Annotated in this window: 11 protein-coding genes; 5 read left to right on the top strand and 6 right to left on the bottom strand. The window is 73.1% G+C overall.

The genetic code is table 11. The features are described from left to right. Positions 1–54: 54 nt before the first annotated feature. Positions 55–1,131, top strand: a complete 1,077-nt coding sequence (locus tag ABZX61_RS20165) for an NAD(P)/FAD-dependent oxidoreductase (RefSeq protein ID WP_355196499.1) — start codon at positions 55–57, stop codon at positions 1,129–1,131. Here the strand turns inward: ABZX61_RS20165 and ABZX61_RS20160 are convergent. After that, positions 1,121–2,038, bottom strand: coding sequence for a LysR substrate-binding domain-containing protein (locus tag ABZX61_RS20160; RefSeq protein WP_355196497.1), 918 nt, complete (start codon positions 2,036–2,038; stop codon positions 1,121–1,123). The two genes, ABZX61_RS20165 and ABZX61_RS20160, sit on opposite strands and share 11 nt — an antisense overlap. 71 nt (positions 2,039–2,109) lie before the next feature. Between ABZX61_RS20160 and ABZX61_RS20155 the strand changes: the two genes are divergently transcribed. Beyond that, positions 2,110–2,475, top strand: coding sequence for a nuclear transport factor 2 family protein (locus ABZX61_RS20155; protein WP_355196495.1), 366 nt, complete (start codon positions 2,110–2,112; stop codon positions 2,473–2,475). A 56-nt stretch (positions 2,476–2,531) separates the two neighbouring features. After that, entirely contained in the window at positions 2,532–3,602 is a 1,071-nt protein-coding gene (locus tag ABZX61_RS20150; protein WP_355196493.1) for an adenylyl-sulfate kinase, read from the top strand. A gap of 36 nt (positions 3,603–3,638) precedes the next feature. Here ABZX61_RS20150 and ABZX61_RS20145 read toward each other — a convergent pair whose 3' ends face one another. The 3 genes from ABZX61_RS20145 to ABZX61_RS20135 are packed head-to-tail and all read right to left on the bottom strand — an operon-like array spanning position 3,639 to position 7,279. Beyond that, on the bottom strand, positions 3,639–4,034 hold the full coding sequence (locus ABZX61_RS20145) for a DUF742 domain-containing protein (protein WP_350730597.1): 396 nt from the start codon (positions 4,032–4,034) through the stop codon (positions 3,639–3,641). 6 nt (positions 4,035–4,040) lie between these two features. Next, positions 4,041–4,439 (bottom strand): roadblock/LC7 domain-containing protein, encoded by a 399-nt coding sequence (locus ABZX61_RS20140; RefSeq protein ID WP_355196490.1) that lies wholly within the window; start codon positions 4,437–4,439, stop codon positions 4,041–4,043. Then, positions 4,436–7,279 carry a nitrate- and nitrite sensing domain-containing protein gene (locus ABZX61_RS20135; protein ID WP_355196488.1) on the bottom strand — a complete coding sequence of 948 codons (2,844 nt, stop codon included), beginning with the start codon at positions 7,277–7,279 and terminating at the stop codon, positions 4,436–4,438. Before ABZX61_RS20135 ends, ABZX61_RS20140 begins: the two co-directional genes overlap by 4 nt. A 314-nt stretch (positions 7,280–7,593) precedes the next feature. Here ABZX61_RS20135 and ABZX61_RS20130 point away from each other — a divergent pair, with 314 nt between their 5' ends. Continuing rightward, positions 7,594–8,586: an ABC transporter substrate-binding protein gene (locus tag ABZX61_RS20130; protein ID WP_355196486.1), complete on the top strand. Its 993-nt coding sequence runs from the start codon at positions 7,594–7,596 to the stop codon at positions 8,584–8,586. Positions 8,587–8,675: 89 nt separating this feature from the next. Here the strand turns inward: ABZX61_RS20130 and ABZX61_RS20125 are convergent, their stop codons facing one another. Next, positions 8,676–10,166: a carboxylesterase family protein gene (locus tag ABZX61_RS20125; protein WP_355196484.1), complete on the bottom strand. Its 1,491-nt coding sequence runs from the start codon at positions 10,164–10,166 to the stop codon at positions 8,676–8,678. Beyond that, entirely contained in the window at positions 10,163–11,095 is a 933-nt protein-coding gene (locus ABZX61_RS20120) for an MBL fold metallo-hydrolase (protein WP_355196482.1), read from the bottom strand. Before ABZX61_RS20120 ends, ABZX61_RS20125 begins: the two co-directional genes overlap by 4 nt. Positions 11,096–11,301: 206 nt before the next feature. Here ABZX61_RS20120 and ABZX61_RS20115 point away from each other — a divergent pair, with 206 nt between their 5' ends. Then, positions 11,302–14,010 carry an AAA family ATPase gene (locus ABZX61_RS20115; protein ID WP_355196480.1) on the top strand — a complete coding sequence of 903 codons (2,709 nt, stop codon included), beginning with the start codon at positions 11,302–11,304 and terminating at the stop codon, positions 14,008–14,010. Positions 14,011–14,180: the final 170 nt, after the last annotated feature.

Here is a 14,180-nt window from a genome sequence, read left to right as displayed (position 1 = left end):
GTCTATCGTCGATACAGTGTATTGTCAAATACACTGTATCGAAAGGATCCTCCCATGACCTCTCCCCGCATCGCCGTCGTCGGAGCCGGGCTCGGCGGCCTCACCCTGGCCCGCGTCCTGCAGGTCCACGGCCTGCCCGTCACCGTCTTCGAACGCGAGCCGTCACCCGATTCCCGCTCCCAAGGCGGCACCCTCGACATGCACGCGGGCTCCGGGCAGACCGCGCTGGCCAAGGCCGGGCTGCTCGACGAGTTCCGCGCGCTGGCCCGGCCGGAAGGGCAGGAGAAGCGGATCCACGACGAGAACGGAACCCTGCTCCACCACGAGCAGCCCGCCGACGGCGACGAGAGCATGCCGGAGATCGACCGGGGGCAGCTGCGCGGCCTGCTCATCGGCTCGCTCGCCGACGGCGCCATCCGCTGGGGCCACGCCGTGCAGGGGGCCGCCGGGCGGAGCGTGCTCTTCCCTGACGGCTCCAGCGAGGAGTTCGACCTGGTCGTGGGCGCGGACGGGGCCTGGTCCCGGGTGCGTCCCGGCCTGTCGGAGGTGACGCCCGCCTACACCGGCGTCAGCTTCGTCGAGACCGGCTTCGAGGAGGCCCGCCACCCCGAGCTGGCGCGCATGGTCGGCAACGGCACCATGTCGGCCTACGGCCCCGACAAGGCCGTGCTCGCCCAGCGCAACAGCAACGGCCGCATCCGCGTCTACGCCGCCTACCGCGGTCCTCAGGACCGGCCGGTCTCCGAGGTGCTGTCGATGTTCGACGGCTGGGCGGAGAGCGTACGCGCGCTCCTGCTGGAGGCCGACGAGCCGTTCGAGTCCCGCCCGCTGTTCACGCTGCCCGTCGGCCACTCCTGGCCGCACACCCCGGGCCGCACGCTGCTGGGCGACGCCGCCCACCTGATGCCGCCGCTGGGCGTGGGCGCCAACCTCGCCATGCTCGACGGCGCCGAGCTGGCCGACGCCCTGGCCGCCGAGCCCGACGTGGACGCGGCGGTCCGCGCCTACGAGAGCGTCATGTTCCCCCGTGCGGCGCGCCTGGCCCGCTTCGCCACCGACGGCCTCGACGCCCTCTTCTCCCCGGAAGGCGTCAAGGGGGCCCTGCGTCTCTTCAGCGAGCTCACCGGCTGATCGCCGCCGTGGTCACGGCGGACGAGGCAGGGGTCCCGAAGGCCTGCCGGCCGCGGGCCAGGAGCTCCCGTACGGCCGGGCCGTGGCCGGTGCGCCAGACCAGCGCCAGCAGGGCGGGCGCCTCGACGTCGGCGATGGTGCGGGCGACGAGCCGGTCGCGGTGGCGGGCGGCCATGGAGTCGCTGAGGACGCCGACGGCGACGCCGCGGGCGGCGAGGTCGGCGATGGCGTCGGCGGCGCTGGCCTGCAGGGCGATCACGGGCCTGCGGCCCTGCGCGGCGCAGGCCCGGTCGAACACCGCGCGCAGCCCGGTGCCGGGCGGCATGCACACGATTGGGTACGCCTCCAGGTCACGCAGGCCGAGCTGGGGCAGCTCGGCCAGGGGGTGGCCGGGCGGGACGGTCACGACGAGGCGCTCGCTGATGATCGTGAGCGCCTCCAGCCCGTCGAGGGCGTCGGTGGCCGTGCCCACCAGGGCCAGGTCGATCGTGCCGGCGCGGACCCCGTCGATGAGGCGGTCCGAGTTGTCCTCCAGCAGGGAGAGCTCCACGCCGGGATGCGCCCGGTGGAAGGCGGCGAGCGCGTCGAACAGCGGCGTGACCGTGCAGCCGATCACCATCCCGACCGTGAGCCGCCCCCGGATCAGGTCGGTCACCTCGCCCACCGCCTCGCCGACCGCCCCCGCCGCCGCGAGCGCGGCCCGGGCGTGCTCCAGAGCCGCCCGGCCCGCGACGGTCAGCGTCGCGGCGCGGCCCGAGCGGTCGAACAGCTCGGCGCCGAGCTCGCGCTCGAGCTGGCGGATCTGGGCGCTGACGCCGGACTGGCTGATGTGCACCCGCTCGGCGGCCCGGGTGAAGTTCTGCTCCTCGGCGACCGCGACGAAGTACTCCAGCTGCCTCAGTTCCATAACCAGAGATTCTAGCTTCCATCAGAACCATCTGTTGGACTTCTGATTGGTGGCCGCGCAGGGTGGAAACCATGACGGAACACGAAAAGGCCATGCGGCCGGAGGACATCACCCGCCTGTTCGTCGAGCGGTCCAACGCCGGTGACGCGGCCGGGGTGGCGGCGCTGTACGAGGAGGACGCGGTGCTGGCCTACCCGCCGGGCAGCCAGACGGTGGGCCGGGAGGCGATCCGCGAGCTGTGGGAGAAGGTGCTGGCCGGGCGGCCGCACTTCGAGCCCGAGCAGCCGCTGCCGACGCTGATCCACGGCGACATCGCGCTCACCTCCACCCCGCCGAGGGACGGGGCCGGGGCGCGGGCCCAGGTCGTCCGCCGCCAGCCGGACGGGAGCTGGATGCGCGTGATCGACCAGCCCGAGTTCGTCCCGCCCACCGGCTGACCCTGCCCTCCGAAAAGGGGTCGCCGGGCGGGGCGGGGCCGACTACGGTCGCGTGGATGAGCGATGATCGTCTGCCCCTGCTGTGGCTCTGCGGTCCGTCGGGCGTCGGCAAGTCGACGGTCGGCTGGGAGGTGTTCACCCAGCTCAGCCGGAGCGGCGTCAGGACGGCGTTCGTCGACGGCGACCAGATCAGCATGTGCCACCCGCTCCCCGAGGGCGGCACGCACCCCGTACGGGCGCGCCACCTGGCGGCGATGTGGCCGAACTTCCGCCGGGAAGGTGCCCAGTGCGTGGTCCTGTCGGGCTTCGTCTTCACCGACGAAGAAGTCGGCCAGTACACCCGCCTGCTCCCGGACGCCGCGCTGACGCTGTGCCGGCTGCGGGTCGGCCAGGCCGAGCTCAAGGAGCGCTTCCTCGCCAGGGGCTGGCGCCCCGACCTGGTCGAGCAGGCCATCGCGGACGCGGAGGCCCTGGAGCGTACGGACTTCGCCGACGTGTGCGTGGACGCCGACGGGCTCTCGATCGCGGAGGCGGCCAGGACGGTCCTCGCCCGGGCCGGGGGATGGCCGCTCGCGCGGGTGCCGGTGCTGTGGTTCTCCGGCGCGACCGCCGTCGGCAAGTCCACGGTCGCGTACGAGGTCTTCTCGCGCCTCATCAGGAGCGGCGTCCCGGCCGCCTACGTCGATCTCCAGCAGATCGGCGTGCTCCGTCCCGTCACCGAGGACGCTCGGCGGCTCAGAGCGGGCAACCTCGCCGCCCTGTGGTCCGGCTACCGGGCCGCCGGAGCCCGCTGCCTGATCGTCTCCGGCGACGCCGGCCTCGACACCTACGCGGACTCCCTCCCCGGAGCCGCGCTGACGGTGTGCCGCCTGCACGCCGGACCCGGCACGCTGGCCGAACGGGTGATGCTGCGCGGGCAGGGCGGAGGGCCGGCCATCCCCGGCGACGAGCTGAAGGGGCTGGATCCCGGCGCCCTGCGGCGGGCCGCCGACCGGGCGGCCCGTGAGGCCGAGGTCCTGGAGCACGCCGGCGCGGGCGACCTCCGCCTCGACACCGACGGCCGGTCGGCGGCGGAACTCGCCAAAGAGGTGCTGGCCGCCTGGCCGGGCCGTCCCGCCGGCGCGTGAGGCGGCGTGGCGGCCGTCAGCCCGTGGACGCCGGGCTCAGAGCCGCTGCAGCCCGCTGAGCACCCGTTCCAGCAGGCCGGCCTCCGGCCGCCCGCCGGGCAGGCGCGGGTGGTACAGGTGCAGCAGCCCTTCGGCCGCCATGTCGGCGATCAGCACACGGGCGACCCCGAGCGGGATCTGCAGCACCGCCGCCACCTCGGCCACCGACCGGACCTGCCGGCACAGCTCGCTGATGGCGGCGTACTCGGGCGTGATCAGGGCGAAGGTGTGCGGCGGCGCGTCGGCGGAGCACACCAGGGCCTCCATCGCCAGCTTGATGCGCGGGGCAGTGCGCCCGCCGGTGACGGCGTAAGGCCGGACCGGCGAATCCGGGTCCTGCTCGTCGGGGTCGGGCGGCGGCCGCCAGCCGCCGCCCCAAGGCGGGTCGGTCATGTCCGCTCACCAGGGCTGCCGGGCGCGAAGGGCCGGGGTGAGCACCTGTCCGGCCCGGTCGGCCAGGAGCGTCATCTGGTACGCCACCACGCCCATGTCGCAGTCGGGGGCGGCCAGCACGGCCAGGCAGGAGCCGTCGCTGATGGCCACGTTCAGCATGAGCCCGCGCTGCATCTCGATGGCGGTCTGGACGACCGGCCCACCCTCGAACAGCGTGGCCGCGCCCTGCGTCAGGCTGGCCAGGCCCGAGGCGACGGCGGCCAGTTGCTCGGCGCGTTCGGGCGGGAAACCGGCCGAGACGGCGAGCGGCAACCCGTCGGAGGAGACGACCGCCGCGTGGGCGACGCCGGGGACCGACCGGGCGAAGTCGGTGATCAGCCAGTCGAGATTGCTGTTGCGGGTCATGGGCCTTCCTCGCGGGTCGTGCTCCCTGCATCGAAGGGAGGGATGCTGCGCATGCAGATGTCGTCGCGGGCCGCTCGGAACCCCTGCTGGTAGCTGGCCATGCGGTCGCGGACCTGCTCCGGCGAGATCTGCGGGATGGGGGCGACCCCCTTGGGCACCGAGGGGTTGTCGGCGCTGCCGGGCACCAGGTTGGCCTTGGGCACGCGCTTGGGCAGGCCGGAGGCGGTGGTGCCGTCGTTGGCCGGGCTGGCGGCGGCCTCGGCCGCGCTCCACCCGGCGTCGGCCTGGGGCGAGCTCCAGGCGCCGTCGGAGGTGTCGTGGTTGAACCAGGCCGACGTCACCGCCGCGAAGATCGGCAGGTAGCCGTCGGGGTCGGGGACGGGCGCGACGCCCAGCCCCGTGCCGAGCGGGTCCACGGAGATCGCCCTGGCGGGGACGGACCCGTCCGGGACCGGGCCGTTGGCGATCGGGCCGCTCGCGATCGGGCCCGGCGCCGCGCCACCGAACGCCGGGCTTCCCGGGACCGGGCCTGGGATCGGGCCACCGAAGGCCGGGCTGTCGGGGACCGGGCCGCCGAAGGACGGGCCTCCCGGGACCGGGCCCGGGCCGCCGCGCAGGAGGTCGAAGCGCGCCCTGGCCCCGGGCGTGTCGAACATCCCCGGCCAGATGGAGTCCGCCGACCAGTCCGCCGAGGACTTGTCGGGCCCGGGATCGGTGGCGAACGACGGCCAGTCGGCCGAACCTGTCCCCACGGCCGGTGAGTACGGCCGCGGGGACGGAACCACGGGCGGGGGAGGGGTGACCCAGGAGTCGGAGATGTCGAACGGCCGCCCGAAGGAGGCCGCCGGCGTCGACTGGGCCGGCGGCTGCAGCAGCGCCTCCGGCAGGAACACCGTCGCGGTCAGCCCCTTGGAGTCGTTGAGGTGCAGCTGCACCCGGATGCCGTGGCGGTGGGCCAGCCGGGCGACCACGAACAGCCCCATGCGCCGCGAGACCGACACGTCCACCGTGGGCACGTTGGACAGGCGCTCGTTGGCCTGCGCGAGCTCGTCGGGGACCATGCCGATGCCGCTGTCGGAGATGGACAGCACGGCGCCGCCGCCCTCGATGGCGGCGGCGGTGACGACGACGGACGTGGTCTGGGGCGAGAACGACAGCGCGTTCTCCACCAGCTCGGCCAGCAGGTGGATGATGTCGTTGACCGCCTGCCCGGAGACGGCGCTGCGGGTGGCGACCCGGGGCGTGACCCGCTCGTAGTTCTCCACCTCCGACAGGCAGGCGCGTACGACGTCGGCCACGCTGACCGGCTTGTTCCAGCGCCTGGGAGGCTCCTGACCGGCCAGGAGCAGCAGGTTCTCGTTGTTGCGCCGCATGCGCGTGGCCAGGTGGTCGAGCGTGAACAGGCTGGCCAGCCGCTGCTCGTCCTGCTCGCCCCGCTCCAGCCCGTCGATGAGCTTGATCTGCCGCTGCACCAGGGTCTGGCTGCGCCTGGACAGGCTGACGAACATGGCGTTGACATTGGCGCGCAGCCTGGACTCCTCGCCGGCCAGCCGGACGGCCTCGCGGTGGACCTCGTCGAAGGCCCGCGCGACCTCGCCGACCTCGTCCAGGGAGTCGACCCCGATGGGCGGGATGGCCACGGTGGTCTCGTCGCCGGCCTCGTGCAGCGAGCGCACGGTCCGGGGCAGGCGTACCCCGGCGATGTGCAGGGCCTCGGTGCGCAGCCGGCGCAGCGGCCTGACCAGCGACTGGGCCATGATGGCGGTGACCATCAGGACCGCGAGCAGCAGCAGGAGGCTGTAGGTGGCAGCCAGCAGCGCGTCGCGGCGCGCGGAGTCCTGCAGCGTGCGGCTCTGCACGTTGATCGACTCGCCGAGCCGCCGCTGGACGGTCCACATGCCGTCCACGGTGCCGCTGATCGCCTCGAACCAGCGCTCGGCGTCGTCCTCGCGGCCCGGGTCGAGATCGACCCGGCCGCCCTCGGTGACCTGGGCCAGCGCGCGCAGCCTGATCGCCTCGGCGCGGTCCACCAGCGTGCCGGTGACGATGTCGTCGTAGGTCTGCAGCTGGTCCAGCGTGGCCACCGACCTGAACACGGCGATCTCGCTCTCCTGCTGGGCCCGTGCGGCCATGAAGCGTTCGAGCTCGCCGCTCTGGAAGCGGCCCGCCGAGGCCACCGCGGCGAGCAGGCCGCGCTGCTGCGAGGCGGCGTCGTGCGCCTTGGACAGGGCCGCCAGCGCGCGGACGCTGTTGCCCAGGGCCTCCTGGTCGCCGCCCTGGGAGATCTGGTCGTGGAACTGCTGGAAGGCGTTGATGATCTGGGAGTACTTGGTCAGCGCCGGCAGCGCGAGCAACTGGGTGGACTGCACGATGCCGCGGGTCGCGGGGATCTCCGGCAGGCGGCTGATCATCTGCTGGGTGATGGTCCAGGCGCTCTCGCCGTGGTCGGGGGTGATCGCCTGGGCCTTCGCGCGTACGGCGGCGACCGCCTCGTCGACGGGGGCGAACTGCCGGCGCAGCGGCTCCGCGCGCGCGGCCGAACGGCCGGTGGCCACGAAGTAGACCGCGAGGTCGCGCTCGCGGGCGAGCTGGTGGGTCAGCTCGATGACGGTGTCACCGAGCTCGGCCTTCTCCAGCACGCGCTGGTACTGGCCCGCCGCGGCCCACGAGGTGATCACCTGCTGGGCGCCGAGCACGACGCCCACCCCGGTGGGGATGAGGATCAGGGCGACGAGCCGCGCCCGCACCCGCCAGTCACGCAGTCGCAGCCTGCGCTTCTGCCTCCTGCGGACGTGCGCTAATCGGGGGCGAGGGCGGCGCGCGGTCGGTTGCTTCGTCACTGGCTCCCCACTCTGTCGCCTGAACGCACGCCGGCATGCGAGGCGCGTGATGTGCGCCATGAGACGAAGAGCAATTTGAGCACACACCGACGAGGTAGGCCAACCTTACAAAGACCGTGACTTCCATTGGAATGGCCGATTGACCTGGAATCCCTCCTATCTGCCCAAGGTTGCCAGAAATAGGACACTTTTGGACAACCCGTAATGTTCCACCGAGTCATGACTCATGACATTTCATGGCAATTGCCGCAGATCCTGCTGTACGATCACCGGCGGCCTTTCGGATGCGTGGACTCGCCAAGGAGAAACCTTCAATGGAATCCGGTTCTGCTTTTCGCGCGTTCCTGGCGTTCCTGGCCGCCGCCGCCCTCGCCGGGTGTGGCGGCGGCAGCACCCTCGCGGCGAACCCGGGCGCGCCGGGAGACCTGGAGAAGACCACGCTGACCATCGGCGTCAGCCCCACTCCCTCCTCGGCTCCGGTGTTCATCGCCGATCGCAAGGGCTTCTTCAAGGCCGAGGGCCTGACCGTCAAGACGGAGATCATCCAGGCCCCGCAGCAGGTCATGCCGAAGATCCTCAACGGCGGCATCGACATATTCAAGGGCAGCTACGTCTCCCTCATCAACATCCAGGGCAGCGGCGCCGCCAAATTGAAGATCCTTTCAGACACTTTGCAGGGCGCGCCCGGCATCGCCGGCGTCGTGGTACGCAAGGACTCCCCGCTGCAGACCCCCAAAGACCTCAAAGGCAAGACGATCGCGGTCAACTCCCTGAACAACCTGGGCACCATGTCCATGAGCGCCCATTTGAAGGCGTATGAAGTAACGCCGAAACAGGTGAAGTTCGTCGCCATCGATTTCCAGGCACAGCTGGGCGCGCTGACGAGCGAGAAGGTGGACGCGGCCTGGATGGTGGAGCCGTTCCTGTCGGCCGCCCAGCAGGCCGGCGCCCGGCTGCTGCTCGACACCAACACCGGCCCGACCGACGCGCTGCCGATCGACGGCTGGGCCGGCACGGCGGAGTGGGTGAGCAAGCACCCGAAGACCACCGCCGCCTTCCAGCGCGCGGTCGCCAAGGCCCAGCGCCTGGCCGCCACCAACCGCGCCGAGCTGGCCGAGGTCGTCCCGCTCTACACGCAGACGCCCAAGCAGGCGGTGATGACCATGGCGATGGGTACCTTCCCGACCTCGCTGAACCCCAAGCGGATCCAGCGGGTGGCCGACCTGATGTACGAGTTCGGCTACCTGAAGTCCAAGGTGGACGTGGCCTCCATGGTCGTCCCCGAGCCCGTTCCGCAACCCGGTTAGCCGCGCCGGCCGACCCCTCGGCGATCAGCTCGCGGCGGCCCCAGCCGGGCGCGGTGCCCGCGAACTGCATGCATCCCGGGCCGATGGGGTCAGAGCCACGCCTGAAGCTCCTCGCCGTGCGGGTCGTCCACCAGGCTCCATTCGGCGTCGATGCGCATGGTGGCCCGGCGGCCGGTGTCGTAGCGGTCCCAGCCGGGGTCGCCGGTCGTGGCGAAGGAGACCCAGGCGGCATGCATGCGGGCGGCCGGCTCCGCGGGCGGTTCGTCCGGCCCGAGCAGGGCCTCGGGGCCGCGCAGCCGGGGCAGCCCGGTGACGTCGAAGACGAACGGCAGCTCCACGGCGTGGGTGGCACCCAGTTCGCCGCCCAGCGCGTTCGAGCGCCACGCGAATGAGTAGCGGTAAGTGGCGGCGTCCGCGCGTCCCGCGTGCGCGTCGGCCAGGCGCCGGCTGCCCACGCCGAACAGGGCGTCACCCATGATGGCCGAGCGCAGTTCCCCGAAGGACGCCTCCGGCCTGGCCTTGCGGTAGGTCTCGACGAGGCGGGCCGGATCCGGGTGCGAGCGGGCCGCGGCAGCGTCCACGTCCGCCGCGGTCGAGGTGGACAGGCTCCCGAACGGCGCCAGGTAGAGGTTGCCTTCCTCCGTGTTGGTGCCCACCAGGAGGTCCACGCCCGCGCCGCGGCCCGCGGCGACCGCCTCGGCCGGTTGCCGGTCGAGCACGACGCTGAATGCGCTGAGCCCGATGAGCGGGTCCGGGTGGGTCTCGGTCCGCAGGTCGATGCCCGACAGTTCGGATACGACCTCGACGAGCCGTTGGTCGGGGATGCCGGCGAAGGCGGCGGCGTGCGGCTCGATCCCCAGGGCGCGGGCCGCGGCGCGGGTCACGCGGGCGGCCTGCTCGGACGTGAAGGCGCCCAGTCCGCTGCCGCTCTGCACGATCGCGCGCCGGAACAGCCCCTCGGCCTGCGGCGCGGCCAGCACACCGCCTACGATCGTGGCGCCCGCGGACTGGCCGAACAGCGTGACGCGGCCGGGGTCGCCGCCGAACGCGGCGATGTTCTCCCGCACCCAGCGCAGAGCGGCGACCACGTCGAGCAGGCCCCGGTTGGCGGGCGCCCCGGGCAGGTCGAGGAAACCCGCGACGCCCAGCCGGTAGTTCAGCGTCACCAGGACGACCCCGTCGCGGGCGAAGGCGGCGCCGTCGTAGATCTCGGACCGGGTGGATCCCGCCACGAACCCGCCGCCGTGCACGAACACCATCACGGGCAGCCGCGCGCCGCCGGCTTCCGGCGTCCACACGTTGACGGTCAGGAAGTCCTCGCCGGGGATCCAGCCCGGCCCGAAGTACGGGGTCATGTCCACGCTGCCGAGCCTGCGTTCGGCTTGCGGCGCGGTCGGACCCGGCGTGGTGGCGTCCCGCACGCCGTCCCAAGGGGCGTGCGGCCTCGGGGCGGCGAATCGGGCGGCGCCCGCCGGTGGAGCGGCGTAGGGGAGGTTCAGGAAGACGCTCGTCCCGTCGCGGCGCAGGCCCCGTACGGCGCCCTGCGCGGTGACGGCGGTGTCTCGCGTACGGTGGTTCATCGAGCGTCCTCCAGGCTCTCGGCGTGTGGTGCGAACGGCGCCCAGCTCTTGATGGCGAACCCGCTCCCTTCGCGGCGCACCTCGGCGGCCCCCTGCCCGCCCAGGTGTGCGGGGACGACCAGGGCGTTGCGGTCGGCGGCCCAGCCGAGCACCTTGCGGCGGGTGGCGCGGGCCCCGGCCGGGTCCTCGCAGAAGCAGCTGTTCGTGTCGGGCTCCACGAACTGCACGGGGCTGTGCAGCATGTCGCCGACGAACACCGCGCGGTCCGCACCCGATTCGAGGACGACCACGGAGGACCCGGGGGTGTGGCCGGGCGCGGGCTCCAGGCGCAGGTTGGCGTCGATCGTGTACGAGTCCTCCCACAGCGTGGTCAGGCCCGCCTCGTGGACGGGGGCGACGCTGTCCTCGAACACGTTCTGGTTGCCCCGGCCGAGCAGCGGCTTGTGCTCGTTCGCCGGGTTCCAGAAGTCGAAGTCGGCCTTGGGCATGAGGTAGGTGGCGTTGGGGAAGGTCGGCACCCAGGCGCGGCCGTCCAGGTAGGTGTTCCAGCCGACGTGGTCCACGTGGAGGTGGGTGTTCACCACGAGGTCAACGTCCTCGGGCCGTACGCCGGCGCGGGCCAGGTTGTCCAGGAAACCGGTGTCGAGGCGGCTCCACACCGGCGAGTAGGGCCGTTCCTTGTGGTTGCCGACCCCGGTGTCGATGAGGATGTTCCGGCCCTCGCTACGCAGCAGCCAGGTCTGGATCGCGGAGTTGACGATCCGCGTCTCAGGGTCCACGAAGTGCGGCTCCAGCCAGGAGGCGTGCTCCTCCCAGGCGCGTGGTGAACTCTCCGGGAAGAACGTCTCGGGCGTCATCGCGACGGGTCCGTAGAACTCCCACACCCGCGTGACCGTGACGTCACCCAGGGTGATCTGATCGGTGATCATGAGTATTCCTTGATCGATGAGTGGTGGTGAACGCGGTGGAAGCCGCCGCCCGTCCATCGTGCGCCGCCGCCCCGGTCGAGCGGTATGCGACAGGTGACTGCATCTGCCGTCCGGCACCCGTTGCTACGGTGCAAAGGAAGCGGTACGGACCTGCGACGACGCTGCGTCACGGCCGACGGGCACAGGCATTTTCCGGAGGGAGGCCCATGGACGAGCGGGTGCCGCGCGACCCGATTATCGGGCGGGACGCCGAGATCGCGCGGCTCTCCGCCCTCGTGGCCGACGGGTCCGGCGGCGGACGCGTCCTGCTCCTGTCCGGAGCCGAGGGGACGGGCAAGAGCACCCTGCTGGAGGAAGCGGTCCGCCGCGCCGAGGCGGCAGGCCACCGGGTGCTGCGCGCGACCGGCCACGGATCCGAGAGAGACCTGGCCTTCGCGGGACTCCACCAGCTCCTGCGGCCGGTGCTGCACGAGGCGGCCGACCTGCCGGACAGGCAGCGCCTGGCACTGCTGGGGGCTTTCGGCTTCGTGCCCGACGCCCCCGACCCCCTGCTGACAGGCGTCGCGGTCCTGACCCTCCTGTCCCAGGTGGCCGAGCGGGCGCCCCTCCTGGTCGTGCTCGACGACGCCCAGTGGATCGACTCCGCCTCCGCCGCCGTCCTCGCCTTCGCCGCCCGGCGGCTGGACGCCGACCCGATTGCCGTGCTGGTCGCCGCACGCGACGGCGATCCCGGCCTCGACCGGGATTTCCCGACGCTCACGCTGGGCCCGCTCGACGACGTGGCGTCCCGGCGGCTGCTCGACCTGCACTCGCCCGGCCTGACGGGAAGGATCAGGAAACGCGTCCTCGACCAGGCCGCGGGGAATCCGCTGGCCCTGCTCGAGCTGGCCGAACACGCTCGTCCCGACCGCGACGATCACGGTCCGCCGCCGGTCGGCGAGCGCCTGGAGGACATCTACGCCGCCCGGCTGACAGAGCTGCCGGAAGCCGGCCGGCGCGCCCTGCTGCTGCTGGCCGCCGCCGATGTGGAGGACCCCCCGGACGCCGTCCTGGCACTGCTGCCCGACGCCGACGACAAAGCCTGGCCCGCGGTCGAAGAGTCCGGGCTGATCCGCCGGGCGGGCCGGCACCCCCGGTTCCGCCACCCGCTGATCCGCTCCGCGGTCTACCACGCCGCGCCGTTCGACGCCCGGGTGGCGGCCCACCGCGCGCTGGCCGACGCCCTGCGCGACGAACCGGACCGTCGTGCCTGGCATCTCGCTGCCGCGACCCTCCACCCGGACGCCGACGTGTCGGCGGCCCTGGAGCACACGGCCGGTAGGGCGCGTCGGCGAGGTGGCTACGCGGCGGCGGCCAAGGCGCTGGCCCGCGCGGCGGAGCTGCGTCCCGGACGCGACGACGGTGCCCGGCTGCTCGCGGACGCGGCCGGCCTGGCCGTCTTCACCGGAGACCTGTCCTGGGTGCGGGAACTGGCCGATCGGGCCCGCGACCGTACCGACGACCCGGCCGTGATCGCCGTGGCCTCCCTGCACGTCGGCCGGCTGGCCGCGCTGACCAGGCAGCACGCCACCGCTTTCGCCGGCCTGGCCGCGATCGCCGACGACCTGGCCGCCACGCGTCCGGACACCGCGCTGGACGCGCTCGCCACCGCCGCCGTGCTGCGCTTCTACTCCGGCGAGGAGTCCCAACGGCGGGAGATCGACCGGATCCTGCCCCGCCTGCCCGCCGGACCGCTGCGGGACTGGGTGCGGATCGTGTCGGACCCGTTCGGCGGCGGGCGTGAGCTCGTGCCCCGGCTGCCGGACCTGATCGCCGCGGCCGGGGACCGCCCGGAACGGCGGACCGCACTCGCCGTCGCGGCCTGGGTGCTGGATGAGCTGCCGCTGGCCGTCCGTACGTTCGAGGAGGCCGTACAGTCGTGGCGCGCCGCAGGACCGCTACCCGACGGGCTGGGCGGCGTCGTCGCGCTCGCCTACTTCGAGTACGGCCACTGGGAACAGGCCCGGACGGTGTGCGCGGAACTCGCCGAGCTGTCCGTCGCGGCCGGGCTCGCCCACGCCGTCGCGTGCGCGCGCGCCATCGACGCGATGGTCCAGGCCTCCCACGGAAACGCCGCGGGTGCCCGCGCACTCGCCGAGGAGGCGCTGCGCCTGGTGAACCCGTTGGAGAGCCGGTCGGTCGCCATCTACGCGCGCCGCGCCCTGGCCGTCGCCGCCCTGGCCGAGGGCGATCACGAGGCGGCCTATGAGCACGCGCGGATGGTGTTCGACGCCGACGGCGACCCCGTCCACTACCACGCCTCCTACCCGGCGCTGCCGGAGCTCGCCGCGTCTGCCGCGCGCGGCGGGCACCACGCCGATGCCGTCGAGATCGTCGAGCGCTCGGCCCGCGCTCTCGCGCGCGGAGGCTCGCCCCGGCTGCGGGCCCTGGTCCACCGCAGCCGCGCGCTGCTCGCCGAGCCCGGCCACGCCGAGCCCGACTTCCTGGCCGCCCTGGCCGACCCGGCGCTGGAAAGCTGGCCCTTCGAGCGCGCGCAGACGCTGCTGGAGTACGCCGAATGGCTGCGCCGCCGACGCCGGATCGCCGAGGCGCGGCCGTACCTCAGCACCGCGTACGACATCTTCCGCCGCCTCGGCGCACGCCCGTGGACGGAACGCGCGCAGGCCGAGCTGCGGGCGGCCGGTCTGGACGTCGACACCCCGGACCCCGACGCCTTCGCCGGGCTCTCCCCGCAACAGCAGCAGATCGTCCGGCTCGCCGCCCGCGGGCTGACCAACCGGGAGATCGGCGAACGCCTCTTCCTGTCGCCGCGCACCGTCGGCTCCCACCTCTACCGCACCTTTCCCAAGCTGGGCGTCACCGCCCGCTCGCAGCTACGCGACGTGCTGGAGACGGGGACCCGCACGACCGGCTAACGTGCCGGGCACCCGACGCGGGCTCCGCCAAGAGCCCCCGCGAGCTCGGTCGTCGCCTCGTCCAGGCGTTCCAGGTGAAACAGTTCGCGGTGCGCCGCGGAGGAGGTGCGGTCGCCGCCCCACCGGCGCTCGGCGGCCCGTACCGGCGGATGTACACCGCCCAGAAGATC

The sequence above is a fragment of the Nonomuraea sp. NPDC003709 genome (genome assembly GCF_040610775.1).
GTDB lineage: Bacteria > Actinomycetota > Actinomycetes > Streptosporangiales > Streptosporangiaceae > Nonomuraea > Nonomuraea angiospora_A.
Note: the sequence above shows the minus strand (reverse complement) of the source record. Positions and strands in the feature narration are given on the sequence as shown.

What these genes read in the sequence shown, in the direction of transcription:
- ABZX61_RS20165 (WP_355196499.1), top strand. Translation starts at nt 55, where the DNA reads ATGACCTCTCCCCGCATCGCCGTCGTCGGAGCCGGGCTCGGCGGCCTC.
- ABZX61_RS20160 (WP_355196497.1), bottom strand. Translation starts at nt 2,038, where the DNA reads ATGGAACTGAGGCAGCTGGAGTACTTCGTCGCGGTCGCCGAGGAGCAG.
- ABZX61_RS20155 (WP_355196495.1), top strand. Translation starts at nt 2,110, where the DNA reads ATGACGGAACACGAAAAGGCCATGCGGCCGGAGGACATCACCCGCCTG.
- ABZX61_RS20150 (WP_355196493.1), top strand. Translation starts at nt 2,532, where the DNA reads ATGAGCGATGATCGTCTGCCCCTGCTGTGGCTCTGCGGTCCGTCGGGC.
- ABZX61_RS20145 (WP_350730597.1), bottom strand. Translation starts at nt 4,034, where the DNA reads ATGACCGACCCGCCTTGGGGCGGCGGCTGGCGGCCGCCGCCCGACCCC.
- ABZX61_RS20140 (WP_355196490.1), bottom strand. Translation starts at nt 4,439, where the DNA reads ATGACCCGCAACAGCAATCTCGACTGGCTGATCACCGACTTCGCCCGG.
- ABZX61_RS20130 (WP_355196486.1), top strand. Translation starts at nt 7,594, where the DNA reads ATGGAATCCGGTTCTGCTTTTCGCGCGTTCCTGGCGTTCCTGGCCGCC.
- ABZX61_RS20125 (WP_355196484.1), bottom strand. Translation starts at nt 10,166, where the DNA reads ATGAACCACCGTACGCGAGACACCGCCGTCACCGCGCAGGGCGCCGTA.
- ABZX61_RS20120 (WP_355196482.1), bottom strand. Translation starts at nt 11,095, where the DNA reads ATGATCACCGATCAGATCACCCTGGGTGACGTCACGGTCACGCGGGTG.
- ABZX61_RS20115 (WP_355196480.1), top strand. Translation starts at nt 11,302, where the DNA reads ATGGACGAGCGGGTGCCGCGCGACCCGATTATCGGGCGGGACGCCGAG.